This window comes from Myroides phaeus, from assembly GCF_009799805.1.
In the GTDB taxonomy this organism is placed as follows: domain Bacteria; phylum Bacteroidota; class Bacteroidia; order Flavobacteriales; family Flavobacteriaceae; genus Flavobacterium; species Flavobacterium phaeum_A.
Window position 1 is genome coordinate 665,321 of the sequence record NZ_CP047050.1, and the last position, 26,943, is coordinate 692,263.

Annotated in this window: 18 protein-coding genes and 2 tRNA genes; 15 read left to right on the plus strand and 5 right to left on the minus strand. The window is 34.6% G+C overall.

The features are described 5' to 3' along the window. Nucleotides 1–84 precede the first annotated feature (84 nt). A complete protein-coding gene (locus GQS07_RS03065) occupies nucleotides 85–1,191 on the plus strand; it encodes a DUF4465 domain-containing protein (protein WP_158209561.1) in 1,107 nt (368 codons plus the stop codon). A 249-nt stretch (nucleotides 1,192–1,440) separates the two neighbouring features. Further along, the gene (locus GQS07_RS03070; RefSeq protein WP_158209562.1) at nucleotides 1,441–2,538 is read left to right on the plus strand and encodes a DUF4465 domain-containing protein; all 1,098 of its coding nucleotides are present in this window, start codon (nucleotides 1,441–1,443) and stop codon (nucleotides 2,536–2,538) included. Nucleotides 2,539–2,811: 273 nt separating this feature from the next. Here GQS07_RS03070 and GQS07_RS03075 read toward each other — a convergent pair. The 5 genes from GQS07_RS03075 to GQS07_RS03095 form a co-directional block, all read right to left on the minus strand. Beyond that, nucleotides 2,812–2,888, minus strand: a tRNA-Asp gene (locus GQS07_RS03075). A 161-nt stretch (nucleotides 2,889–3,049) separates the two neighbouring features. Beyond that, a tRNA-Asp gene (locus tag GQS07_RS03080) sits at nucleotides 3,050–3,123 on the minus strand. Nucleotides 3,124–3,401: 278 nt separating this feature from the next. After that, nucleotides 3,402–3,719: a thioredoxin gene (gene trxA, locus GQS07_RS03085; protein ID WP_158209563.1), complete on the minus strand. Its 318-nt coding sequence runs from the start codon at nucleotides 3,717–3,719 to the stop codon at nucleotides 3,402–3,404. Nucleotides 3,720–3,815: 96 nt separating this feature from the next. Beyond that, nucleotides 3,816–8,339, minus strand: coding sequence for a DNA polymerase III subunit alpha (dnaE, locus tag GQS07_RS03090; protein WP_158209564.1), 4,524 nt, complete (start codon nucleotides 8,337–8,339; stop codon nucleotides 3,816–3,818). A 127-nt stretch (nucleotides 8,340–8,466) separates the two neighbouring features. Further along, on the minus strand, nucleotides 8,467–9,087 hold the full coding sequence (locus GQS07_RS03095) for a DUF6252 family protein (protein ID WP_158209565.1): 621 nt from the start codon (nucleotides 9,085–9,087) through the stop codon (nucleotides 8,467–8,469). 656 nt (nucleotides 9,088–9,743) lie between these two features. On the opposite strand from GQS07_RS03095, the gene GQS07_RS03100 reads away from it, so the two are divergent. The 13 genes from GQS07_RS03100 to GQS07_RS03160 all read left to right on the plus strand — a co-directional run bounded on the left by GQS07_RS03100 (nucleotide 9,744) and on the right by GQS07_RS03160 (nucleotide 26,936). After that, nucleotides 9,744–10,271, plus strand: a complete 528-nt coding sequence (locus tag GQS07_RS03100) for a 30S ribosomal protein S16 (RefSeq protein WP_090407705.1) — start codon at nucleotides 9,744–9,746, stop codon at nucleotides 10,269–10,271. 12 nt (nucleotides 10,272–10,283) lie between these two features. Further along, on the plus strand, nucleotides 10,284–10,814 hold the full coding sequence (rimM, locus tag GQS07_RS03105; RefSeq protein ID WP_158209566.1) for a ribosome maturation factor RimM: 531 nt from the start codon (nucleotides 10,284–10,286) through the stop codon (nucleotides 10,812–10,814). Nucleotides 10,815–10,938: 124 nt separating this feature from the next. Beyond that, nucleotides 10,939–11,646: a tRNA1(Val) (adenine(37)-N6)-methyltransferase gene (locus GQS07_RS03110; protein WP_158209567.1), complete on the plus strand. Its 708-nt coding sequence runs from the start codon at nucleotides 10,939–10,941 to the stop codon at nucleotides 11,644–11,646. Nucleotides 11,647–12,090: 444 nt separating this feature from the next. Beyond that, nucleotides 12,091–13,365, plus strand: coding sequence for an O-acetylhomoserine aminocarboxypropyltransferase/cysteine synthase family protein (locus GQS07_RS03115; RefSeq protein ID WP_090407714.1), 1,275 nt, complete (start codon nucleotides 12,091–12,093; stop codon nucleotides 13,363–13,365). A gap of 3 nt (nucleotides 13,366–13,368) precedes the next feature. Beyond that, complete coding sequence (locus tag GQS07_RS03120) at nucleotides 13,369–14,511, plus strand: trans-sulfuration enzyme family protein (RefSeq protein ID WP_158209568.1); 1,143 nt, start codon at nucleotides 13,369–13,371, stop codon at nucleotides 14,509–14,511. A gap of 12 nt (nucleotides 14,512–14,523) precedes the next feature. Beyond that, nucleotides 14,524–15,489 (plus strand): alpha/beta fold hydrolase, encoded by a 966-nt coding sequence (locus tag GQS07_RS03125; protein ID WP_158209569.1) that lies wholly within the window; start codon nucleotides 14,524–14,526, stop codon nucleotides 15,487–15,489. An 11-nt stretch (nucleotides 15,490–15,500) separates the two neighbouring features. Beyond that, complete coding sequence (thrA, locus tag GQS07_RS03130; protein WP_158209570.1) at nucleotides 15,501–17,903, plus strand: bifunctional aspartate kinase/homoserine dehydrogenase I; 2,403 nt, start codon at nucleotides 15,501–15,503, stop codon at nucleotides 17,901–17,903. 75 nt (nucleotides 17,904–17,978) lie between these two features. Continuing rightward, entirely contained in the window at nucleotides 17,979–19,169 is a 1,191-nt protein-coding gene (locus tag GQS07_RS03135; protein ID WP_158209571.1) for a trans-sulfuration enzyme family protein, read from the plus strand. A gap of 42 nt (nucleotides 19,170–19,211) precedes the next feature. Beyond that, on the plus strand, nucleotides 19,212–22,940 hold the full coding sequence (gene metH, locus GQS07_RS03140) for a methionine synthase (RefSeq protein ID WP_158209572.1): 3,729 nt from the start codon (nucleotides 19,212–19,214) through the stop codon (nucleotides 22,938–22,940). A gap of 2 nt (nucleotides 22,941–22,942) precedes the next feature. After that, nucleotides 22,943–23,899: a methylenetetrahydrofolate reductase [NAD(P)H] gene (gene metF / locus GQS07_RS03145; protein ID WP_158209573.1), complete on the plus strand. Its 957-nt coding sequence runs from the start codon at nucleotides 22,943–22,945 to the stop codon at nucleotides 23,897–23,899. Between the two features lie 221 nt (nucleotides 23,900–24,120). Beyond that, nucleotides 24,121–25,299 (plus strand): acyl-CoA dehydrogenase family protein, encoded by a 1,179-nt coding sequence (locus GQS07_RS03150; RefSeq protein WP_090407735.1) that lies wholly within the window; start codon nucleotides 24,121–24,123, stop codon nucleotides 25,297–25,299. Nucleotides 25,300–25,382: 83 nt separating this feature from the next. Next, nucleotides 25,383–26,153: a DUF3050 domain-containing protein gene (locus GQS07_RS03155; protein ID WP_158209574.1), complete on the plus strand. Its 771-nt coding sequence runs from the start codon at nucleotides 25,383–25,385 to the stop codon at nucleotides 26,151–26,153. Between the two features lie 63 nt (nucleotides 26,154–26,216). Next, on the plus strand, nucleotides 26,217–26,936 hold the full coding sequence (locus GQS07_RS03160; protein ID WP_158209575.1) for a 3-ketoacyl-ACP reductase: 720 nt from the start codon (nucleotides 26,217–26,219) through the stop codon (nucleotides 26,934–26,936). The last annotated feature ends 7 nt before the right edge of the window (nucleotides 26,937–26,943 follow it).

A 26,943-nucleotide genomic window follows, 5' to 3' on the forward strand; every position in this document is an offset into this window, starting at 1 on the left:
TTTTAAATACTAAATTTTAAAAATATTAACCAAAAAAATTACTAATTTTGCACCATTAAAATACACATACAAAATTTATTTACGATGAAAAACAGATTCTTACGCACGAGTTTCTTATTCTTTTTAGGACTAAGCTTAACTGCACCACTTGTAACAAGTTGTTCTAACGATGATTCAGCGAATACTACTATTGAAATTCATGACACTAAATTAAAACAAGACGCAAGAAAGCCTTTTACAATTGATCCTAAAATTGATCCTACAAATACACAATTTTCTTGGTTTGATAATACTACTCAAAAGGTAATCTCTAATGCTCCAGTTTTAGAATATCAAATTAACAAAGCTGGAACTCATAGAATTGCACTTAAAACAACTAAAGCGGGTGTGGTTGAAATGTATTCTTATACAACAACAGTAGCTTATACTAAAGAACTACATAGTACTTTAGATTTATCAAAAATAGAATTAACACTTCCTACAGTAGATGGCTCTATTTGGAGTAATACATTTACAGCAAATACAAAACTTGAAACTTCTCCTTTTATTTTCAACCACTTAGTTTCTAATTATGACGGAGTAAACTATTGGTCAGGATTTACTGTTTCTAATAGTACAGATAAGAAAAATCAAAAAGAAGCTTTTGCTACTAATATGTATGGTACAATGGCTGAAACTGTAAGTAGAAATAAAGAGGGAAAAACAATCAACAATCCTTTTATCGTTGCAAATACTCAAACAGTACCTGCTGATATTAAAAAAGGAACTGTAATTGACATTGATAATACACTAACAGTAATTGAATTAACAGATGCTAAAGATTTAGCTCAAAAATTTATACCAGAGGAAATGTTTATTGCAATTAATCCTTATACTTATTACTCAGTAACTAAAGGTGATGGATTTGGTAAGAAATTTAAAGAAGGTGACTTTTACAACATTCATATTTTTGCTTTAAATGAAAATAAAGAAGTGATTAATGAAAAACCAATCGTAAAATACTTAGTTGATTTCACTAAAAAAGTAGAAGCAATTGATACAACTTGGCAATCAATTGATCTTGCAGAACTTGGAGAAGCTAAATATTTAGTATTCTACGCTGATTCTTCTGATAAAGGAGATTACGGAATCAATACCCCTGCTTACTTTACAATAAACAAATTAGTAGCTCATAAATTACCTAAAAAATAATTTAAGCAACAATCAAAATAAAAAAGCAATCTATTATAGATTGCTTTTTTCATTTCTATACTCCTCTATCACTTTACTTATACCCCATATTCAAGATGTTTATAATTTAATTTACTAAGTAAAAAACTTGTTGATAAAATAATATATTTGCGCAATGACCTATAATAGCATTAGTTCTATTCTGTCATATAACAAAAAAACTATCACTCTAAATATGATAGCCAACAAACAATAAATTATTCAACAAACGTGAAAAAACATTTTTTAAAACTAAGTTCTTTCCTTTTCATAGGATTAACTTTATTAACATCTACAACATTTACAAGTTGCTCTAACGATGATAGTGCTCCTTATTCAACACCAACCTTTAATGGAAGTGTTCAAGCAATAACTTTTGAAGAGGTAACCATTAATCCTGAAGTTAATAATGTAAATGCTATTTACAAATGGACTAATAATACAACGCAACAAGTACTGTCATCACAACAAGTACTTAAACATACCTTTAATAAACCAGGTACTTATAACTTAGTGTTATCTGAACAAAATGGTAATTCGTATAAATATTATACTTATGAGGTAGTAGTTACTAAAAGCTATGATTACAATTATGTAAAATTAGATCTATCTGATTTTAACTTATCCGATGGACAAGTAACTACAGGGGGTAAAATATGGAAGGACACCTATACAGAAGATGCTGTTTTAAAAAGTGGAATCTTTAACTTTAAACACCTTGGTTTCCCTGATTACTACACTTGGATGGGGTTCACAGTATCGAACAGTACTGATAATAGCAATCAATTAAAAGGAGATGGCTGGTTAGAAAACCAATGGGGAACTATGCCACAAGGTGGTGTAGCAGGAAAAGGAACGCCTTTCTTAGTATCTTATGCAGATCATAAACCCAATGTAAAACTGTTAGATCCAAGCAAACCCTTTGCTGTTGATAGATTCTCTTCTGTTGTTACATTAGAAGATGACAACAATGAATACAACGCTGTTAGTGCAGACTTCGCTATTAGTCCTTGGCCATACTATGGTATCTTAGAAGGAGACGCTTATGCAAGTGCTTTCAAAAAAGGTGATTTCTTTGCTATTCATATCTATGGTGCAGATGAAAATAAAAAGCTTACATCTGAACAACCAGTAACGCATTACTTTGTAGACTTCAGAGACGGTATAAATGAAATTAATACAAATTGGAACACTGTAGACCTTTCTCCTTTAGGAAAAGTAAAATACTTAGTATTCTTCTTAGAAACAACCGATAAAGGTAAAAATGGTCCTAATACCGCTTTATACTTTACAATGGACAATCTAATCGTAAACAAGATCGATAAATAATAAACAAAAGGGTATTCTAATTGAATACCCTTTTTTAATTCTTACAAACAAAAAAAGCATCAATCCAAACGGATTAATGCTTCTCTATTACTAAATAAAATAATTATACCACATAAAAAAAGCTCTCCCGCACTAGGAAAGCTTTTCATTGGTCTAACTACTAAACCTTAGTGCTTACGCACTTAACAACACAACTAAATTTTAAGTCCTCAAATAAGTAATTATTAGAGGGCAAAAAAAGCCTCTCAACTACGTGAGAGGCTCCTTTTTTACTGGCGGTCTGGACGGGACTCGAACCCGCGACCCCATGCGTGACAGGCATGTATTCTAACCAACTGAACTACCAAACCAGTTATTTAATGTTTTAAAGCATTGCTTTCTTAACGGTGACAAAGATAACTCTTTTTTTTAAACTTCAAAACTTTTTTTTAATTTTTTTTTGAAGTCTCTTTTTTTAAAGAGTGGATTGAAAAGTGTCTCTTTTTAAAGAGACACTTACTCTCTCCTTTTGCGGTCTGGACGGGACTCGAACCCGCGACCCCATGCGTGACAGGCATGTATTCTAACCAACTGAACTACCAAACCTTTGTCGTTATTGCTGTAATGCGATGCAAATATACAACCATTTTCTACACTTGCAAATCCTGGAAACAAAAAAAATCGTTTTTTTTCTTACAAAAAGCGAACCAATCTGAATATCAGTAAGATAAAAACGAAACTTTTTTTGTTTTTTTTTATTACAAAACTTGCAACAACTCTAAAAAACACAAAAACTCAATAAACATCAAGGGTTACAGACACCCTTTTTCAAAAAAAAAGCCCTCGAAATACGAGGGCTTTTAATTTTATAGTTCATTATCTGACTAAAATAATGCTTCAATTGCATCAACATATGTCTTTTTAGGAGCAACTCCTACTTGGCGACCTACTACTTCACCATCTTTAAAGATTAATACAGTAGGGATATTTCTAATTCCGTATTTAGCAGCGAACTCTTGATTTGCATCAACGTCCACTTTTCCTACTACAGCTTTCCCTTCCATTTCTGTACTAATTTCTTCTACAACTGGTCCTAACATTTTACAAGGTCCACACCATACTGCCCAAAAGTCAACCATTACTGGTTTCTCTGATTTTAATACTACTTCTTCAAAAGTAGCATCTGTTATCTCTAATGCCATTTCTTTTCTTTTTATGTTATATCAACAAACTTAATAAAATAATTATACTTATATAAGTGTCTGTAATTATTTTTCTCTATCAATCAATTACTAAAACTAATTCAATTGAAATTTTACTTGTATTCTTTCTAAATCCTCTAATAACTCCGCAGTGATATCTACACGCGAATTTCTACTATTCATCTCTACTTTATTAACGATGCGATATTCTTCTCGCTCTGGCACTATTTCTATTGCGTCCATATCCATTTCAACATCTAAATCATCATCACTAATATTAGGTAATGCTACTGGCACTATTGGTGTCTCTGCCGCTACAATTACCTTTTCTAATTCAACCACTTCAAAATTTACAAACTTATCTCCAGGGTGTTTGTCTAAAACACCTTTTAAACGCTCTATTTGCTCTTTATATATATCACGTATATTCATTAAAATAGTAAGATCTTTAGCAAATGTTGGAATTACCTCGTGCAACAACTTCATTTCTAAAAACTGAATTCGTGGCTCTGACTTTTCTCCTGTATCTTTTCTAATCCACCCTTCTTTAATCATCAGCTTCACATAAACAAAAGTATTAGCCAACAAGAAATGTCTAAGTTTTAAAAACTCTTCATTAAACATTCTAAACTCATAACTCTCGTCATATCCTTCAATAGTAAACATAGCCCAATCTTTCCCCTTTGCAGAGGTTCTAAATTGAACATCACTTATCATACCTCCAAATGTAACCGTACGTCCTGTCAACTTCTCTAAATTGCTTAATTGGTCTAACGTTATATTACAGAAATACTTCATTTCAAACCTAAAGTCATCTAAAGGATGTCCTGAAATATAAATCCCAACTACCTCTTTCTCTTTTGCTAACTTCACCATTGTGCTCCACTCTTCACAAATAGGCATTACTGGCTCTGGAATTTGAACTTCACTACTATCGCCAAATAAACTAAATTGAGAAGAATTATCGTTCTCTTGAGACTTAGCGCCATACTTAATTGCTTTTTCAAAAAACAACATTGTATCACTTGGATCCATATGGAAGTACTGAGCGCGGTGTGTATTTTCAAAACAATCGAAACCTCCTGCTAATGCAAGATTCTCAAATGCCTTTTTATTAGCTGCACGCAAATCAACGCGTTTTGCCATATCAAAAATAGATGTATAACGTCCGCTTTCTCTATTTTCAACAATCGTATTAACTGCTCCTTGACCAACTCCTTTAATCGCCCCCATACCAAAGCGAATCTCATAATTCTCGTTTACAGTAAACTTATAAAACGACTCGTTTACATCAGGTCCTAATACTTGTAACCCCATACGCTTACATTCTTCCATAAAGAAAGTAACCTGTTTGATATCATTCATATTATTAGACAGTACAGCCGCCATATATTCTGCAGGGTAATGTGCCTTTAAGAAAGCTGTTTGATAAGCAATCCAAGCATAACACGTTGAGTGAGATTTGTTAAACGCATAAGAAGCAAACGCCTCCCAGTCTTTCCATATCTTCTCTAAAACAGTTGCATCGTGACCTTTTTCAGAAGCCTGTTGAACAAACTTTGGCTTCATTTTATCAAGTACATCCTTTTGTTTCTTACCCATTGCTTTACGCAGAACGTCGGCCTCACCCTTTGTAAAACCAGCTAACTTCTGAGAAAGTAGCATTACCTGCTCTTGATAAACAGTAATACCATACGTCTCATTCAAGTACTCCTCACAAGCATCTAAATCATATACAATTGGTTCTTCTCCATTCTTACGGCGAATAAACGAAGGAATATACTCCAACGGACCAGGTCTATACAAGGCATTCATCGCAATTAAATCGGCAAAGACAGTTGGTTTTAGCTCACGCATATACTTCTGCATACCAGCAGACTCATACTGGAACACCCCAATAGTCTCTCCTCGTTGGAAAAGCTCATATGTCTTGACATCATCAATCGGAATTTCATCCGGATTTATCTCAATTCCCGTTCTATACTTAACTAACTTAATTGTATCCTTAATCAGGGTTAACGTTTTTAACCCCAAGAAGTCCATCTTCAATAACCCAGCACTTTCAGCTACGGAGTTATCAAATTGAGTCACATATAAATCAGAATCTTTGGCTAAAGTAACAGGTACGAATTTCGTAATATCATCAGGCGTAATAATCACACCACAAGCGTGAATCCCTGTATTACGCATTGATCCCTCCAATATTTTTGCTTGCTGAATAGTCTGTCCTGCCAACGAATCCTCTTGTGCAACAGCAATAAGCTCCTTCACTTTTTCAAACTCCTCTCCTCTCAAAGCAGCCTTTACTGTATTTTCATCTTCCGATAAAAAGCGAGCTAAGTTCCACTTAGAAGGCATCATTGCAGGAATCATCTTAGCAATTCTATCCGCGTCAAATAATGGTAAATCTAACACCCTTGCTGTATCACGAATAGCAGACTTCGTCGCCATCTTACCATACGTAATAATTTGCGCTACTTGATTAGACCCGTACTTATTAATTACGTAATCCATAACCTTACTTCTTCCCTCATCATCAAAGTCAATATCAATATCGGGCATCGATACACGGTCAGGATTAAGGAAACGCTCAAAAAGCAAGTCATATTCAATAGGATCTAAGTTTGTAATCCCTAAACAATAGGCTACAGCAGATCCTGCTGCAGATCCACGACCTGGTCCAACAGAAACTCCCATTTCTCTGGCAGCGGCAATGAAATCCTGAACAATCAAGAAATAACCAGGATACCCAGTTCTTTCAATTGTAGCCAACTCAAAGTCTAATCGCTCCTTTATTTCTTCTGTAACTTCAGGATACCTTCTCTTCGCTCCCTCATAAGTCAGATATTTTAAGAAATTATTCTCTCCTATCTTTCCTGTACCATCTCCTTCCAAATCTCTTGCATCCTGAAACTCTTCAGGAATATCGAACTTAGGAAGTAATACATCGCGGTGTAACACAAAAGGCTCCACCTTATCTACAATCTCCTGAATATTATAAATTGCATCCGGATAATCCTCAAAAAGAGCTTTCATCTCATCTCCAGACTTATAATAATATTCCTGATTAGGCAGACCATATCTATAACCTCTACCCCTACCAATAGGCGTAGTTTGTTTTTCACCATCTTTCACACACAATAAAATATCGTGTGCATTTGCATCTTTTTTATCAAGATAATACGAGTTATTCGTTGCAATCAACTTAACATCGTGTTTTCTTGACAATTCAACTAAACCTTGGTTAACGCGATTCTCATCTTCCTGATTATGTCGCATTATCTCAATATAAAGATCCTCTCCAAACTGTTCTTTCCACCAGAGCAAAGCCTCCTCTGCTTGGCGTTCACCAACATTCAATATCTTAGACGGAACCTCACCCTGTAAGTTACCCGTTAAGACAATCACATCTTCTTTATATTGTTTTACAACTTCTTTATCAATACGAGGAACATAATAGAAACCATCCGTATAGGCTATAGATGCCATTTTAGCTAAGTTGTGATAACCTTCCTTATTCTTTGCAAGCATCACAACCTGATACCCATTATCCTTTTTACTTTTATCCTGATGGTTCTCACAAATAAAAAATTCACAACCAACAATTGGAGTCATTAGTTCTAATGGCTCTTGTCCTTGCTCTACTAACTCTTTGTTCTTAGCTTGAATTCCCTTATTGTAATCACTAACCTCCTTTACAAATAAGAAAGCTCCCATCATATTTCCGTGGTCAGTCATTGCAACAGCAGGCATATTATACTCCGCTGTTTTCTTAACTAACGACTTGATAGAAATAGTAGATTGTAAAATAGAAAATTGTGTATGTACGTGTAAATGGGCAAACTTAGCTTTGTTAAAGCGCTCCAAAGCTTCATCAGAAATCGTTTCTGACGTATCCCCTTGTAGTTTAGCTAACTTTTTACGAATATTTTCAGAAGCCTTCTGTAAGTTAATATGCTTTAATCCAATTAACTTAAAAGGCTCTGGATTTACTTCCTTATAGCGTTGAATATAAGTATCGTCACACTGTAATTCCTCTTTAGAGAAAACACCTAACTTGATCAACTCTAAGAAACAACGAGTCGTTGCTTCCACATCGGCAGTTGCGTTATGCGCTTCACCAAAAGGAACTCCAAACAAATATGTATGCAATTCAGTCAGTGTAGGAAGTTTAAATCTACCTCCTCTACCTCCTGGTAATTTCAATAACTCAGCTGTAACCTCTGTACAAGTATCTAAAACAGGAAGGTCAGCCATAATACTGTCAACACCCATACGGTGAAATTCACACCCCATAATGTTAACATCAAACCCTAAGTTTTGACCGACGATAAATTTCGTTTTTGAAAGAGCTATATTGAATTTCTCTAAAACCTCTTTCAACGGAATTCCTTCCGCTTCTGCCAACTCAGTAGAAATTCCGTGAATACGCTCAGCATCATAAGGAATATTATACCCCTCAGGCTTTACTAAATAATCTTGATGTTCAATCAAATTCCCATACTCATCGTGCAATTGCCAAGCAATCTGAACACAGCGAGGCCAGTTATCTACATCAGTAATAGGAGCTGACCAACTCTTAGGAAGACCAGTAGTTTCGGTATCAAAAATTAAATACATAGTTGATTTTAAGAAATGTAGCCTTTAAATAAGGCTTTATAGTACGATAAACAAAGTTATAAAAAAAAGACTGCTTTTAAATCAAAGCAGTCTTTTAAGTATGTTAAACCAATAAATGGATGTTTTATTATTTTGCAGCCTCAAGCTTAATTCTGAAAAATACTCCATCGTGAAATGACTTTTTATCTCTCAACTTCTCCACTCTTATCTTTTGAGCAGGAGTTAATTTACTTTTATCCTCATCAGACATTTCAATCTTCTTTAAATTAGCATAGAAAGTACCAGAGATAGTACCAGGAACTTGCTTCTCTTCAGAATCAAAAACAACTATTCCAACATCTGTAATTTCTTTATTACTATCTTGAGTAACATATTTCCCTAAAACTTTTCTATCATTATTATCTAAAAGATAATATTGAGCATAACCAGCTAAACCTTCGATTCCTTCTTGTTTTCCAAGTTTTCCAACATCACCCAAGTATAACTTCTCTTTAGAATCACTACTAAATAAAGTATAAGGCACACGAAGTACAAATCTTGTTGAATCTGTTTCTGCCACTAAACTTAGTATATTATCTTGATTAACGCTTGCTCTATTATATTGTGGCCTCCAAGTTTCAAACTTCACTCCTGTTGTAAACTCTTCATTATTTGCCATTGCTTGTATACCTGGATCGCTTGTAGTTGATTCATTTTCACAAGAAAAAAATCCAACTGCTAACAATAATATCCCTAAAACCTTTCTCATATTCTTCTTTATAACTTGTATTATAACCTAAGGCACAAAATTATAGTATTTATAAATAGAAAAAAAGCTTTTAATTAATAAAATTTTAACTTTTAACAACAAAACACAACAATAATAAATTACTATATATCAACACTTTAAAAAACTGCAAAGACTTCTTTTTTTATTTATTAAGCTTCTTAAAAAATACCCCTCTTTACATCTTGTTAATTAACTATTCAAACGCAGAGATTAAAATAGCATTCTACAGCTGTATTTTAGCAGTTTTATAATGAATGTTTGTATACTGTATGTATAGTCCTTGTATACCCGTTGTATACTTTCTATGTAAAAATATACAAACAGTATACATTTGATCTACAAACTATATACATACACTACAACTAAAATTTTACTATGATTAATTCTTAATTGCCCCACTAATACTAAACCTATTTGTCTACAAATAAATACACCTTTAATTCAGATAACAATCTAAAGACCTTTTTTACAAGGACTAATAAAATGAAAGAGCAACGGAGGCAACTACTAATCTATTTATTAAGCATTTACAAAAAATCTTATTTAATAAAAAATAATCATACTAAACAAAAAAGCCCTATATTTGCAAAAATTTTAAAACCGAGGTCGGGTACCTCAAACTAATTAAATTAATTATGTCTGTAAAAATTAGATTACAAAGACACGGTAAAAAAGGGAAACCTTTTTACTGGGTAGTAGCTGCTGATGCACGCGCGAAAAGAGATGGTAAATACTTACAAAAAATTGGTACTTACAATCCTAACACTAACCCTGCAACTGTAGATATCAATGTTGATGCTGCTGTTCAATGGTTATTCAACGGTGCTCAACCAACAGATACTGCAAGAACTTTACTTTCTTACAAAGGAGTTATGTTGAAACATCACTTACAAGGTGGAGTTAGAAAAGGTGCGCTTACTCAAGAGCAAGCTGACGCTAAATTTACTGCTTGGTTAGAAGAGAAAGAAAACAAAATCAACGCTAAGAAAGAAGGATTATCTTCTTCTAAAGCTGCTGACAAAGCAACAAGATTAGCTGCAGAGAAAGAAGTAAACGCTAAACGCGCTGCTGCTGCTGCTGAAGCTAAAGCTGCTGCTGAGGCTGCAACTGCTGAAGCTGCTGTTGAAGCAACTGAAGAAAACAACGAAGAAACTCAAGCATAATTTTTCAGCGATATGCGTAAAAAAGATTGTTTCTATTTAGGCAAAATCGCGAAAAAATTTAGCTTCAAAGGGGAGGTTCTGGCATACCTGGATACCGATGAACCAGAGTTATATCAAAATTTGGAATCAGTTTTCGTCGACTTCGACGGACAACTGATTCCTTTTTTTATTAAAGAAGCTTCATTGCATAAAAGCGATTTTTTAAGAGTTAAATTTGAAGACTGTAATTCTGAAGAGGATGCAGATCAATTAATTAATTCTGAACTATATCTTCCTCTTTCAATGTTGCCAAAACTTGAAGGAAATAAGTTTTACTACCACGAAATTACAGGGTTTGATGTAGAAGATACTAAGCTTGGTAATGTAGGAAAACTTATTAGAGTTAACGATAGTAACTATCAAGCTCTTTTTGAAATAGATCACTTCGGAACTCAAGTTTTAGTTCCTATGATTGATCAGTTCATCAAACTTGTTGATCGTGAGAATAAGAAATTAGTACTTAATATCCCTGATGGATTATTAGACTTATATTTGAATAAATAATATTCTTTTCTTTAAAGATATAAAATACCTAAAGCGTCTGTAAAGTGTACTTTACAGACGCTTTTTTTATTGATACCCTCTTCCTTTTTCGTACTTTTGACACTATAATTATAATCACTTCTAAATGTTTAAATTCAAACAATTTACTATTGAACAAGATAAATGTGCTATGAAAGTAGGCACTGACGGTGTTTTACTTGGCGCATGGACTCCTGTTGACAATAATCCTTACGCTATTTTAGATATTGGTTCAGGTACAGGCTTACTTGCTTTAATGATGGCACAACGTACGGATGCAGAACAAATAGACGGTGTTGAAATAGATGAAGCTGCTCACGAACAAGCTATTAACAACTTCGAAAATAGCCCTTGGGGAGATAGACTTTTCTGTTACCACGCAGGATTAGAGCAATTCGCTACTGAAATTGACGAAGAATACGATTTAATTATTTCCAATCCTCCTTTCTTTAGTGAAGATGTACTTTCTAACGATGCTCAAAGAGATACTGCTCGTTTTCAAGATGCTCTCCCTTTTGATTTACTAATAGAGGCAGTAGAATTTTTCTTATCTGAAAAAGGTATCTTCAGTGTAATTATTCCTGCTAAAGAAGAAGATAAATTAATACACTTAGCAGCAGAGTTTGGTATTTATCCAATGAAAGTTACGCGTGTAAGAGGACATAAAGACGCCGAAATTAAACGTAGTCTTATTGCTTTTTCAAGAACATTTATTGATAAAATCCCTTTAGATGAGTTAATAATCGAAATTGACAGACACGTGTATACCCCTGAATTTACGGCACTTGTGAAAGATTTTTATTTAAAAATGTAAAAAAAAACAAAAAAACTTTGCTTTTATTAATTTATTTTTTTGATATTTGTTCCATCAAATAGAGATAAAAAGATATGAATTTAAGATTAACAAATATGCAAGCTATGATGATGATGTGGAGAAATCCGCAGGGCTTGTTATTTGCATAATCCAAAATATATAATAACATTAAAAAGCCCTTGTAAATTACAAGGGCTTTTTTTTTGATTTAATCCAAACAGTATATAATTAGAATAAATATAATACAATGATTTTCAATACTAACACAATGATGATGGCAATGATGATGATGAACATGATGATGTTCACGCCCTCCTATTGCCTAAAGTCACCGAGTTAGTATCGTTCAAATAGATAACTAAAACTTTGAGTCCTTTCGGCAATTGCTGAAAGGACTTTTTTTTTACAACAACTTTTTTTAAAAAACATATAAAACACAAAATTATGAGCAACTTCAATTTTTCAACACAGGCATTACACGCAGGACACGATGTACAAGCAACAGCAGGAACAAGAGCTGTACCGATTTACCAAACATCATCTTACGTATTTGAAAACGCAGATCACGCAGCAGGAGCATTTAACTTGTCAATCCCTGCTTATATCTATACAAGATTAAACAATCCGACGAATGATATTCTTGAAAAAAGATTAGCCGCTTTAGAAGGTGGGATCGGAGCTGTAGTAACCTCATCGGGAGCAGCGGCAATTTCAACTGCTCTACTTACATTATTAAAAGCAGGCGACCACATTGTATCATCAAGCAGTTTATATGGTGGAACTTACAACCTTTTCAATGTTACATTACCACGCTTTGGAATCAATACAACTTTCGTAGATTCTTCTGACATTGAAAACTTCAAGAAAAATATTTTGCCAAATACAAAGGCAATATTCATTGAAAGCTTAGGAAACCCAAAACTTGACATTATCGATATACAGGCAGTTTCTAAAATTGCAAAAGAGTTTAAAATTCCGTTAATCGTTGATAATACAGTTGCTTCACCTTCTCTACTTAGACCTATTGAACACGGAGCAAACATTGTGATTCACTCTCTTACAAAATACATTACTGGAAACGGGACATCTTTAGGAGGCGCAATCATTGACGCTGGAACATTCGACTGGAGCAGTGGTAAATTCCCCGAATTTACAGAACCTTCACCAGGATACCACGGATTAATCTACCACGAAGCACTTGGAAATGCCGCATTCATTGCTAAAGTAAGAGTTGAGGGATTAAGAGATTTGGGTGCTGCATTAAGTCCTTTCAATGCTTTTCAAATCATTCAAGGATTAGAAACCTTACCTATCAGAATTAAAAAACACAGTGAAAATGCACTTGAATTAGCTGAATGGTTAGAAAAACAAGAAGAAGTAGCTTGGGTTAATTACCCTGGTTTAAAATCAAGTCCTTATTACGACTTAGCAAAGAAATATCTTCCAGAAGGACAAAGTGGTGTGGTTACTTTCGGATTGAAAAAAGGATTTGAAGCCGCTAAAAAAGTAGCAAATGAAACGGTTCTTTTCTCTTTGCTTGCTAATATCGGAGATACTAAGTCATTGATTATTCACCCTGCTTCTACTACTCACCAACAACTAAGCGTAAACGAACAAAAAGCAACAGGTGTTTCTCCTGATTTAATTAGACTTTCTGTTGGTATTGAAAATATTGAAGACCTGAAAACTGATTTGAAAAACGTATTTAAAAAACTATAATTTATGAGTACCCAAACTGACATATTAAATAATATTCCTATTGATCCTCATACCGGTGCTATTGCGGTTCCAATTTATCAAACAACAACATTTGCTCAAGAAGCTCCTGGAGTAAACAAAGGTTTTGATTACTCTCGTACTAATAATCCGACAAGACAAGTGCTTGAGAACTTAGTTGCATCCTTAGAAAATGGTACAAATGGATTTGCTTTCGGAAGTGGTTTAGCGGCAATTGATGCCATATTTAAAACGCTTTCTACCAATGACGAAGTAATTGCAGTAGCTAATATTTATGGGGGCACTTATAGATTATTAAATGATGTATATGCCAAGTTTGGGATTAAAACAACTTACGTTGATACGACAAATGCACAAAATGTAAAAGATGCTATTACAGCTAATACCAAAATCATTTGGATTGAAAGTCCCACAAATCCAACATTGCGCATTTCAGATATTCAGGCAATTGCTAAAATAGCAACAGAAGCAAAAGTGTTACTATGCGTTGACAATACGTTTGCAACACCAATCGCACAGAAGCCTCTTGACTTAGGAGCTGACATAGTAATTCACAGTGCTACAAAATACATCGCAGGACATTCAGACGTAGTTGCAGGATTAGTAATAACCAAAACAGAAGAGTTGGGAAGAACAATCAAGTTTCACCAAAACGCCACAGGTGCAATCCTAAGTCCATTTGATAGCTTTCTAACGATTCGCGGCATTGAAACCTTGCTATTGCGATACAAAGGATATTCTGAAAATGCTCAAAAAATAGCAGAATACCTCAGCACACATCCAAAAATAAACAACATTTATTATCCAGGTTTACCAACACACGAAGGACACGAATTAGCTAAAAAACAACAGAAATACTTCGGAGGTGTTATAAGTTTTGATTTAAAAGAAAACACAGAAAAAGCTGCGTTTAAATTGATTAAAAGCCTACAACAATTCACCTTAACAGAGGGCTTAGGAGGAATTAAAAGCTTAAGTAATTATCCCTATAAAATGTCTCACGGATCTGTTCCTACAGCCATTAAAGAGAAAGCAGGAATATCAAAAAGTTTAATCCGATTATCCATCGGCTTAGAAGAAACAGAAGACTTATTAAAAGATATAGAGCAAGCATTAGCAAAACTATAAAGACCATTTACAATGAATAGCTTAAAAGAAATAACATTAACCAACTACGTTTTACCAAACGCCAGAACACAAGACTTTACGTTAACCTACCAAGTTTTTGGGCAACCACTACATACAGCTCCAATTGTAGTGATAAACCACGCTTTGACAGGAAATAGTGATGTGAGTGGTGAAAATGGCTGGTGGAAAAGCTTAGTGGGAACAAATCAAGTAATTGACCTAAACCGCTATACTGTTATTGCTTTTGACATACCTGGTAATGGTTATAATCAAAATCCATCCCATCTAATCACTGATTATAAAATAATCACAACCCAGCTAATAGCTGATCTGTTTTGGAAAGGTTTACAAATAATAGGTGTTGATAACTTATACGCTGTAGTTGGTGGTAGTTTAGGTGGTAGTATCGCTTGGGAAATGGCATTGCAAAAGCCAAATGCAATACAACATTTAATTCCTATTGCTACAAGTATACGAGCATCGGATTGGCTTATTGGCAATGCTTTAGTGCAAGACAGTATTCTAACTAACTCAGCAAATCCTATTGAAGATGCCAGAATGCACGCTATGCTTTTATATCGTACACCTGCTTCTCTTCAGTTGAAGTTCAACAATCAGATTAAAGAACAAGAAGAACAATACGCAATAGAAAGTTGGTTAAAGTACCACGGAAAAACATTGAATAATCGCTTTGCTCTGTCTTCTTATAAGTTAATGAATCACCTATTAAAAACAATAGGACATCACTTAACAGAAGAAACGTTAGAACAGTTTGCAAAACAAAGCTCCACAAACATTCTAAGTATAGCAGTTGACAGTGACTATATGTTCACCAATACAGAACAAAAACAAATTGTAGAACGCATTAAAAAACATAAAAAGAATATAGCGTTCAAAGAGATTCAATCAATACACGGACACGATGCCTTTTTGATAGAATACGAACAATTAAACCATTTATTAACAGACATATTTTAAATCAGCATAAAATGAAAGTATTAAAGTTTGGAGGGAAATCCCTTGCATCAGGACAAGCTTTTGACAATGTAATTAACATCATTACAGACAAAGCAAACCAAGGACGTATCACTATTGTTGTTTCTGCTATTGGAGATACAACAGATACATTGGAAAATATATTAGAATTAGCCAAAACACAACAAGACTACAATACTGTCTTTGAAGCTTTTAAAAATAGAAGCTATCACCAATTAGCAGATATTAAAACAGAGCTTGATGTATTGAACAAATTATATGAAGGGGTTTCTTTAATTGAAGATTACAACTTAAAAATTAAAGACCAAGTACTTGCACAAGGAGAAGTTATTTCAAGTAAAATATTGGCGAAACAATTGATCGACAGAGGCTTCAAAGCACTGGCTGTTGATAGTCGCCAATTTTTTATAACAGATAACAATTTCGGAAGCGCACAAGCCAATGAAGAACTATCAAAAGAAAAAACACAAGCTTATTTTAAATCGTTAGATCAAAATACTATTGCTGTTGTAACTGGTTTTATTGGTTCTACCGAAAAAGGAGAAACAGTAACATTAGGACGAAATGGAAGTAATTACTCTGCTGCATTATTAGCCAATTTCACTAACGCTGATGAATTGCAAAACTACACTCACGTAGATGGAATTTACACTGCTAATCCAGATTGGGTAAAGAGTGCTCAGAAAATTGAAGAATTACACTTTGATGAAGCTAATGAGTTAGCCAATTTTGGTGCTTCCATTTTACACGCAAAAACAATATTGCCTCTTGTTGAAAACAATATTCCGTTAAGAATATTAAACACATTAAACCCTCAAAGTACAGGTACATTAATTTCTGGTAAACAAACAATACAAGGAATTAAATCTCTTTCCGTACAATCTGATGTAGCATTAATTCAATTTGAAGGAAGAGGATTATTAGGAATTGCAGGAGTAGATGCAAGAGTATTTACAGCCTTAGCTAATGAAGAAATAAGCGTTGGTGTTATTTCACAAGGTTCTTCTGAAAGAGGATTAGGTTTTATTGTTGAAGCACAAGACGCTGAATTAGCAGCTGAAGCACTACAGAAAGAGTTTCAAAATGACTTCTACACAAAAGACGTAAACCGTATTTCTATCCTAAAAGACATTGCTGTTATTTCAATCATCGGACAAGACTTAAGCACCTTTGACAAACCCTATGCAGCCTTAGTTAAAAATAAAATTGTTCCTATTCTTTTCAACAATACAGTAACAGGTAAAAACGTGAGTTTAGTAGTTCGAAAAGAAGAAGCTAAGAAAGCACTCAATGTAATTCACGGACAAATATTTGGTATCGCTAAAAAAATAAACATTGCTGTATTTGGACACGGACTTGTAGGTGGTACTTTAATTGACCAAGTACTACAATCTGCTGAGTCAATTGCTGCTAAAAAGAATATTGCCTTGAACATCTTTGCGATTGGAAACTCTAAGAAAGTCTTATTATCAGACAATGGAATTACGGAAAATTGGAGAGATCAACTTGTAAGCAATAGCATTCCTTACACAATTAAAGATGTTGTTGACTTTGCAAATCAAAATCACTTAGAGAATTTAATTGCTATTGACAATACGGCTTCTGGCGAATTTGTAAAAAACTATATTCCATTAGTTGAAAATGGCTTTGACCTTATCTCTTCTAATAAAATTGGAAATACCATCTCTTATGATTTTTACAAACAATTGCGAGATACCTTAAAAGCAAATCACAAAGAGTATTTATACGAAACCAACGTAGGCGCAGGATTACCGTTAATCGATACAATTAAGTTATTACACCTATCAGGCGAAAACATAACAAAGATAAAAGGTGTATTCTCAGGTAGTTTAAGTTACATATTCAACACATATTCTGTAGAAGACCGCCCTTTTAGTGCTGTATTAAAAGAAGCTATTGACAAAGGCTTTACAGAACCTGATCCAAGAGAAGATTTATCTGGAAACGATGTAGGTCGTAAACTATTAATCTTAGCCAGAGAATTAGACTTACAAAATGAATTTGAAGAAATAAACATTCAGAACCTAATTCCTACAGATTTACAAACAATAGATACGCCAACATTCTTACAAAGTTTAGAAAAGCTAAACCCTTATTTCGACAAAATAAAAGAAGGTCTAAAGCCAAACACTGTGTTGAGATATGTAGGAGAACTATCAGGAGATTTACAAAAAGACAAAGGCATTTTAGAAACTAAATTGGTAGAAGTACCTACTAATTCAGCCTTAGGTCAGTTAAAAGGTTCTGACAGTTTGTTTGAAATCTACACAGAAAGCTACGGAGAGAATCCAATTATTATTCAAGGTGCTGGTGCTGGTGCATCAGTTACAGCAAGAGGAGTATTTGGAGATATACTAAGACTTGCTGACAAATAAAAAGACGGCTAACGGTTTATAGTTAACAGCTGTAAACCTTTTTCATAAACTACCCCATACCCCAAAAACTAAAAAATGAGTACAACTACCCCCAACAATGAGTTTTGTTTTGAAACACAAGCCATCCGGACCCAAATAGAGAGAAGTCAATTTAACGAGCACTCTGCCCCACTTTACTTGACATCAAGCTTTGTCTTTGATGATGCAGAAAATATGAGAGCCGTATTTGCAGATGAAATTGTGCAACACTCTTACTCTCGATTTACTAATCCCAACCAAACAGAATTAGTAGATAAGATATGTTTATTTGAAAAAGCAGAAGCAGGTTATGCTTTCGCTACAGGGATGGCGGCCATTTATTGTAGTTTGTTTCCTTTACTAAAAACCGGAGACCACGTTATTTCTTGTTCAAACATATTTGGTTCTACAAGGTCACTACTAAGTAACCTTTTTCCAGAATGGGGAGTAACAACAAGCTACTTTGATACCAGTGAAGTTGCAATTGTAGAAAGCTTAATACAACCAAATACTAAAATACTATTTGCTGAGAGTCCAACTAACCCTGGTGTAGATATTTTAGATTTAGCTTTATTAGGAGAAGTTGCAAAAAAACACAACTTAATCTTTATTGTTGATAACACCTTTGCAACACCATATCTACAGAATCCTATTGATTTTGGTGCAGATCTTGTGGTTCATTCAACAACAAAGTTAATTGATGGACAAGGGAGAGTTTGTGGAGGGGTAACAGTTGGCAATAAAGACCTCATCCAAAAGATATATCTATTTGCCCGTACAATTGGAACAGCAATCTCACCTTTTAATGCTTGGATACTATCAAAAAGCTTAGAAACACTTGCCGTACGCGTAGATAGACATTGTGAAAATGCATTAGCTATTGCACAATTTTTAGAAAAGAACCCTAACGTAGAATTTATTAAATACCCGTTTCTTCCAAGTCATCCACAATATGAAATGGCTAAGAAGCAAATGAAACAAGGAGGTAATATTATTGCTTTCGGCATTAAAGGAGGATTAGATGCAGGTCGAAACTTCATCAATGCCGTAAAGTTATGTAGTTGTTCTGCCAACTTAGGAGATAGCAGAACAATTGTTACCCACCCCGCTTCTACAACCCATAGTAAGGTTCCTCCGGCAGAAAAAATTGCTACAGGTATTACAGATAACCTGATTCGTCTGTCTGTGGGATTAGAAAATGTAAAAGATATTATCAGTGATTTAGACCAAGCACTTCGTGCAAAGTAAAATCAAAAAGGAACAAATGAAGAACGAAAAAAAAGAAGAATTATGTCAACAATACTAACCAAAACGGATATTAGAGAACTGCTAAAAGAAAGAACATTGGTACTTGATGGAGCAATGGGTACAATGTTGCAGGCATATCAGTTTACGGAAGAAGACTTTAGAGGAGAGCGCTTTGCTGATTTTGCACATTCTCTTAAAGGAAACAATGACTTGTTGTCTATAACTCAACCTGAAGCTGTAAAAGAAGTTCATCGAAAATATCTTTTAGCCGGAGCGGACATACTATCTACTAATACTTTCTCAGGCACAACCATTGCAATGGCCGATTATCACTTGGAAGACCTTGTGTATGAATTAAACTATCAGTCGGCAAAAATTGCAAGAGAAGTTGCTGATGAAGTTGAAGCATTAACTCCTGACAAACCACGTTTTGTAGCTGGAGCTATTGGTCCAACCAACAAAACAGCGAGTTTATCACCCGATGTTAATAATCCGGGCTATCGTGCAATTACCTTTGAAGAATTGCGTGTAGCTTACAAACAACAAGCAGAAGCTTTATTAGATGGAGGTTGCGATTTATTATTAGTAGAAACAATCTTTGATACTCTGAATGCAAAAGCAGCTTTATTTGCTTTAGACGAGATACGTACAGAAAGAAATATTGATATTCCGATTATGATTTCGGGAACAATTACTGATGCTTCTGGACGTACTTTATCAGGACAAACAGTAGAAGCTTTCTTAATCTCAATTTCGCATATTCCTTTATTAAGTATCGGATTTAACTGTGCTTTGGGAGCAGAACAATTAGAGCCCTATGTCAAACAATTATCACAACATACGGCTGTAAATATTTCTGCACATCCAAATGCTGGATTGCCAAATGCTTTTGGTGAATACGACGAAACACCGGAAGAAATGAGAGCGTTAATCAATAGTTTTCTAAGTCAAAACTTAGTACAAATTATTGGTGGATGCTGTGGTACTACACCAGATCACATTAAGTTAATTGCCGAGGCAGTAGAAGAAAATCAAAGTGCACGTAAGGCATTTCCTAAAAGCACCTCTAAACCAGTTTTAGCGTTATCTGGACTTGAACCACTCTACGTAACTGCTGAAGCTAACTTTATCAATATTGGCGAACGTACTAATGTTACGGGGTCACGACGTTTTCTTCGTTTAATCAAAGAAGAGAAGTTTGACGAAGCACTTGCTGTTGCACGTGAACAAGTAGAAGGTGGAGCACAAATTATAGACATAAATATGGATGAAGGTTTGTTAGACGGTGTACACTGTATGACTAACTTTCTAAACTTAATAGCATCAGAACCTGATATTGCAAAAGTTCCAATTATGATTGATAGTTCCAAATGGGAGATTATTGAGGCTGGATTGCGAGTGGTACAAGGAAAAGCAATTGTCAATTCTATTAGCTTAAAAGAAGGAGAAGCATTATTTATTGAACACGCTAAATTAATTAGACGTTATGGTGCTGCCTCAGTCGTAATGGCTTTTGATGAAAATGGACAAGCTGATTCTTACGAAAGAAGAATTGAAATCTGTAAACGCTCGTATGATATCTTGGTTAATGAAGTAGGCTTTCCCCCTCAGGATATAATCTTTGACCCTAATATATTCCCGGTTGCAACAGGAATGGAGGAACACAACAACAATGCATTGGACTTTTTTAATGCGACGAAATGGATTCGGGAAAACCTTCCTTATGCCAATGTAAGTGGTGGTGTAAGTAACGTTTCCTTTTCCTTTCGTGGTAATAATAAAGTACGTGAAGCTATGCACGCTGCCTTTCTATACCACGCTATTCAAAATGGAATGAATATGGGAATCGTTAATCCTGAAATGTTAGAGATATACGATGAAGTTGATCCTGATTTAATGAGATATGTAGAAGACGTATTGTTAAACAGAAAAGACGACGCAACTGAAAGACTATTAGACTTTGCAGAAAGCATCAAATCTGATGTAACAAGTAATACCTCAACTCAAAAAATTGAAGAATGGCGCGCTGGTACTATTCAAGAGCGATTGACACACTCTCTTGTGAAAGGTGTTGAAACCTACATTGAAGTGGATGTTGAAGAAGCAAGATTAAGTGTTGACCAACCTATCAAGGTTATTGAAGGTTATTTAATGACCGGAATGAATGTAGTAGGTGATTTATTTGGAGCTGGAAAGATGTTTTTACCTCAAGTTGTCAAATCTGCTCGAGTAATGAAAAAAGCAGTGGCTTACCTCCTTCCCTATATTGAAGAAAGTAAACGTTTAAATGCTACAGCCTCTACGGGTAACGCAGGGAAAATACTGATGGCAACCGTACGTGGTGATGTGCACGATATTGGAAAGAATATAGTAGCTGTTGTCTTAGCCTGTAACAATTATGAGATTGTGGATTTAGGTGTAATGGTCTCTCCAGAAAAAATCATTGAAACAGCCATAAAAGAAAATGTTGATGTAATTGGGTTAAGCGGCCTTATTACCCCCTCTTTAGACGAGATGGTTCACTTGGCAAAAGAATTAAACAAAATAGACTGTAACGTGCCCATTATGATCGGAGGCGCAACAACTTCAAGAGTACACACAGCAGTAAAGATTGCCCCTGAGTATAACAATTGTGTTGTTCACGTTCACGACGCTTCTCGTTCAGTTACAACTGTCAATCAATTACTACAAAAAGAAATAAAAGAAGAGTTTAAATCCTCTTTAAAAGAAGAATATAATAAACTACGACAAGACTACTTAGGCAGAGCAAGAGATAAGAGCTATGTTACCTTAAAGCAAGCAAGAGCTAATAAGTTTAAAATTGAGTGGAAACAAGAAGATATTGTTCAACCAAACTTTATAGGTACACAACAAGTATCTGTAGAATTAGATGAGCTATTGCCATTTATAGATTGGGCTCCCTTCTTTCGTTCTTGGCAATTATTTGGAAAGTTTCCAGCTATTTTAGAAGATGAAGTCGTTGGAGAAACAGCCACACAACTCTATGAAGACGCCTTAGTGATGTTAGATAAAATCATCCAAGAACGCTGGTTTGAAGCCAAGGGAATTATTGGAATATTTCCAGCAAACCAAGTGAATGACGATGATATAGAAGTGTCTAATGAAAAAGGAGAAGTTATCAACACCCTATTAACATTGCGCCAGCAGTCATTAAAAAATGTCAAAGCACCCAATATTGCTTTAGCAGACTTTATTGCTCCAAAAGAAACAGGATTACAAGATTATATCGGTCTTTTTTGTGTAACAACTGGATTTGGAGTAGATGAAATTGCCAAAGCTTATGAAAATGACTTAGATGATTACAATGCAATTATGGTTAAAGCATTAGCCGATAGATTAGTTGAAGGATTTGCTGAATTTCTACACCACAAGGTAAGAAAGGAAATTTGGGGATATGCTCAAACAGAGGAGTTATCTAACGAAGAACTAATCAAAGAACACTACCAAGGTATAAGACCAGCTCCAGGATATCCAGCTTGTCCGGACCACCTTGAGAAAGGAACGATTTGGGAACTGCTACAAGTAGAACAAGAAATTGGTGTAAAGCTAACCGAGAGTTACGCTATGTTTCCTGCAGCAGCTGTTTCGGGTTACTATTTTGCTCACCCTCAAAGTAGATACTTTGGTTTAGGAAAAATAGAACAGGATCAATTGCAAGATTATGCAAATAGAAGAAATATCTCAGTAGAAGATGCTGAAAAATGGCTTGCCCCCAACTTAGCCCAAAACAAGAATTTAATACCAAACTAACTATGAAAGTAACAGAACACATAAAAAACGCAAAAGGAAAAACACAAGTTTCATTTGAAGTATTGCCTCCATTAAAAGGTCAAAACATAAAAGGAATCTTTGATTCTATAGAGCCGTTAATGGAGTTTAATCCCCCTTTTATAGATGTAACTTATCACAGAGAAGAGTACGAATACAAAGATGCGGGCAATGGGTTATGGGAAAAAAGAGTTGTTAGAAAACGCCCCGGTACCGTTGGTATTTGTTCAGCTATTCAAAATAAGTTTAAGATAGATGCTGTTCCACATATTCTTTGTGGTGGTTTTACAAAAGAAGATACAGAGAACTTTTTAATTGACTTAGACTTTTTGGGAATTGACAATGTTGTTGCGTTAAGAGGAGATGCTGTAAAAAATGAAACCTATTTCAAAGCAGAACCAAAAGGAAACAAATATGCTTCCGAGTTAGTTTCTCAAATATCAGATTTGAACAATGGTATTTACTTAGACCCAGAGCTTGAAAACACAAGTAAGACAGACTTCTGTATTGGTGTTGCAGGATATCCTGAAAAACATATGGAGGCACCTAACTTTGATACGGACTTAAAGTTTTTAAAACAAAAAATAGACAATGGAGCTGAATACATTGTCACTCAAATGTTTTTTGACAATGCTAAATTCTTTGAGTTTGTTAAGCGTTGTAGAGAAATTGGGATTGACGCCCCTATCATTCCTGGATTAAAGCCATTGGCAACTTTAAATCAATTGAACTTATTACCTCATCGTTTTAAAGTTGACTTACCAGACGAGTTGGTAGCAGAAGTTTTAAAAGCAAAAGATAACGCAGCTATTCGTCAAATAGGAATAGAATGGTGTGTTCAACAGTCCAAAGAACTCATACAAGCAGGCTTGCCTATTATTCACTATTACTCTATGGGGAAAGCAGATAATATTAGAAAAATTATTCAATCAAGTTTATAACTATAATTAAAATTAGGCTGTTTCATTTCATATGAAATGAAACAGCCTTTTTCTTTAGATAAAACTTGTTGTTTTATATACCCCCTTTGATTTCTCAATAAATAAATGTCTTCTAAAATCAAATTAAACACCTTATCATAAGCATAGGTTATCGTTACAAAAGTTGCATATATTCAAAATATAGTTATTTTTGTTTCTCAACCAATAAACCAAAAAACATTATGAGACCAGACTTGTTTCAAGCACCTGACTATTACTTATTAGACGATTTATTAACAGAGGAACACAAACTTATCCGTGATACAGCAAGAGCATGGGTAAAAAAAGAAGTTTCACCTGTTATAGAAGACTTTGCTCAAAGAGCTGAATTTCCAAAACACCTTGTACCTGGATTAGCAGAAATAGGTGGTTTTGGTCCCTATATACCAACAGAGTACGGAGGTGCTGGGTTAGACCAAATTTCTTATGGTTTAATTATGCAAGAAATTGAAAGAGGAGATTCTGGAATCCGTTCAACTTCATCTGTGCAATCTTCTTTAGTTATGTATCCTATTTGGAAATATGGTAATGAAGACCAACGCAATAAATACTTACCAAAACTTGCTTCTGGAGAATTCATTGGATGTTTTGGATTAACAGAACCAGATTATGGTTCTAATCCAGGAGGTATGATTACTAATTTTAAAGATATGGGAGACCACTATCTTTTAAATGGAGCCAAAATGTGGATCTCAAATGCTCCTTTCGCTGATATTGCAGTAGTTTGGGCTAAAAATGAAGAAGGAAGAATACACGGGTTAATCGTTGAAAGAGGAATGGAAGGTTTTTCAACTCCTGAAACACACAATAAATGGTCATTAAGAGCTTCTGCAACAGGAGAGTTAATTTTTGACAACGTAAAAGTTCCAAAAGAAAACCTATTACCAAATAAATCTGGATTAGGAGCACCACTTGGTTGTCTTGATTCAGCTCGTTATGGTATTGCTTGGGGAGCTATTGGTGCTGCAATGGATTGTTATGACACTGCCTTGAGATATTCACAAGAACGCGTTCAATTTGACAAACCGATTGGAGCAACACAATTACAACAAAAAAAATTAGCTGAAATGATTACTGAAATCACAAAAGCACAATTACTAACTTGGCGTTTGGGTGTTCTTAGAAATGAAGGAAGAGCAACTACCGCTCAGATATCAATGGCTAAGAGAAACAACGTAGCCATGGCATTAGACATTGCACGTGATGCCCGTCAGATGTTAGGAGGAATGGGAATTACTGGTGAATACTCAATTATGCGTCATATGATGAATTTAGAATCAGTAGTTACTTATGAAGGAACACACGATATTCACTTGTTAATAACAGGAATGGATGTAACTGGTTTCCCTGCATTTAAATAAAAAACATTAAAATAGATAAAGTTTATCAAAAGAGCTTCTCTTAATGGAGAAGCTTTTTTAATTTTGCGTAAAATATTATCAGAATGACTATTCAAGAAATTAACGCACAGATTGCTGAGGAAAGAAATGCTCTTCTTCAACATCCATTATATGGTAAAATTAAAACTATTCCGAACTTATGTGCTTTCATGGAAGGACACGTATATGCAGTTTGGGATTTTATGTCATTATTAAAAGCACTTCAACAAAAGTTGACTTGCACAACAACGCCTTGGTTTGCTTCAGAGCATCCACAAACGCGTTATCTAATTAATGAAATTGTACTTGCTGAAGAATCTGACTTAGCAATGGACGGAAGTCGTTTAAGTCATTTTGAAATGTATTTAGATTCAATGCACGCAGCTAAAGCTGATACAACAGCTATTGAAGCATTGATTACTACTCTTAAAAAAGGTATGCCAATCACAGAGGCAATTGACAATACAGCACTTGACGAAAATATTAAAGAATTCTTACACTTTACATTTGATGTAATTGAAAGAGGGCAAACACACGAAATTGCAGCTGCTTTTACATTCGGGAGAGAAGATTTAATTCCTGCGATGTTCACTGAAATCTTACGTGGTTTCCAAGCGAACTTCCCAGAAACAGACTTAACAAAACTTGTTTATTACTTTGAAAGACACATTGAACTTGATGGTGATGAGCACGGACCAATGGCAATGCAAATGATTGTAGAACTTTGTGGTACAGACACTCAGAAATGGGAAGATGTAGTTAGAGTATCTAAACAAGCATTAGTAAAACGTTACAAATTATGGAATGCGATTGAAAATGCTATCCAATTGCAATAAGGTTAACATTTATTAAACACTTTAAACATCGGTTTTTATTTATATTTACCAAAAAGCACGAATATGAAGAATTTACAAGGAAAAAAAGCAATTATTACTGGAGGAGGAAGAGGACTAGGAAAAGCTACAGCAATAGCATTTGCACAAGAAGGAATTGACGTTGCAATTACAGGACGAAATGAAAAGACTCTTCAAGCAACTGTAAAAGAAATTGAAGCATTAGGAGTGAAAGCTACTTATGCCGTTTTTGATGTAACAGATAAAGCAAAAGTAAAAAGTGAAATCGCTGCAGTAATCGAAAGATTAGGTGGTGTAGATATTTTAGTAAACAATGCAGGTATCTCTGAGTTCGGTAAATTTACTGATATGCCAGCAGAACGTTGGGAAGAAATCTTATTAACAAATGTTATGGGAGTTTACAACGTTACAAGAGAAGTATTACCACATTTAATAGATAAAAACGAAGGAGATATCTTTAACGTAGCTTCTACAGCAGGGTTAAATGGAAATGCAACAACATCTGCATATTCAGCTTCTAAGTTTGCCGTTATCGGTTTATCTGAATCATTAATGAAAGAGGTTCGTAAAAACAATATTCGTGTATGTACATTGACACCAAGTACAATTGCATCAGATATGTCTATTGAATTAGGATTAACAGATGGTAATCCTGACCACATTTTACAACCAGAAGATTTTGCAGAATTAATTGTTGCAACATTGAGATTACCAAGAAGAGCCATGGTTAAAACAGCATCGCTGTGGACTACCAATCCTCAATAATTTAGAG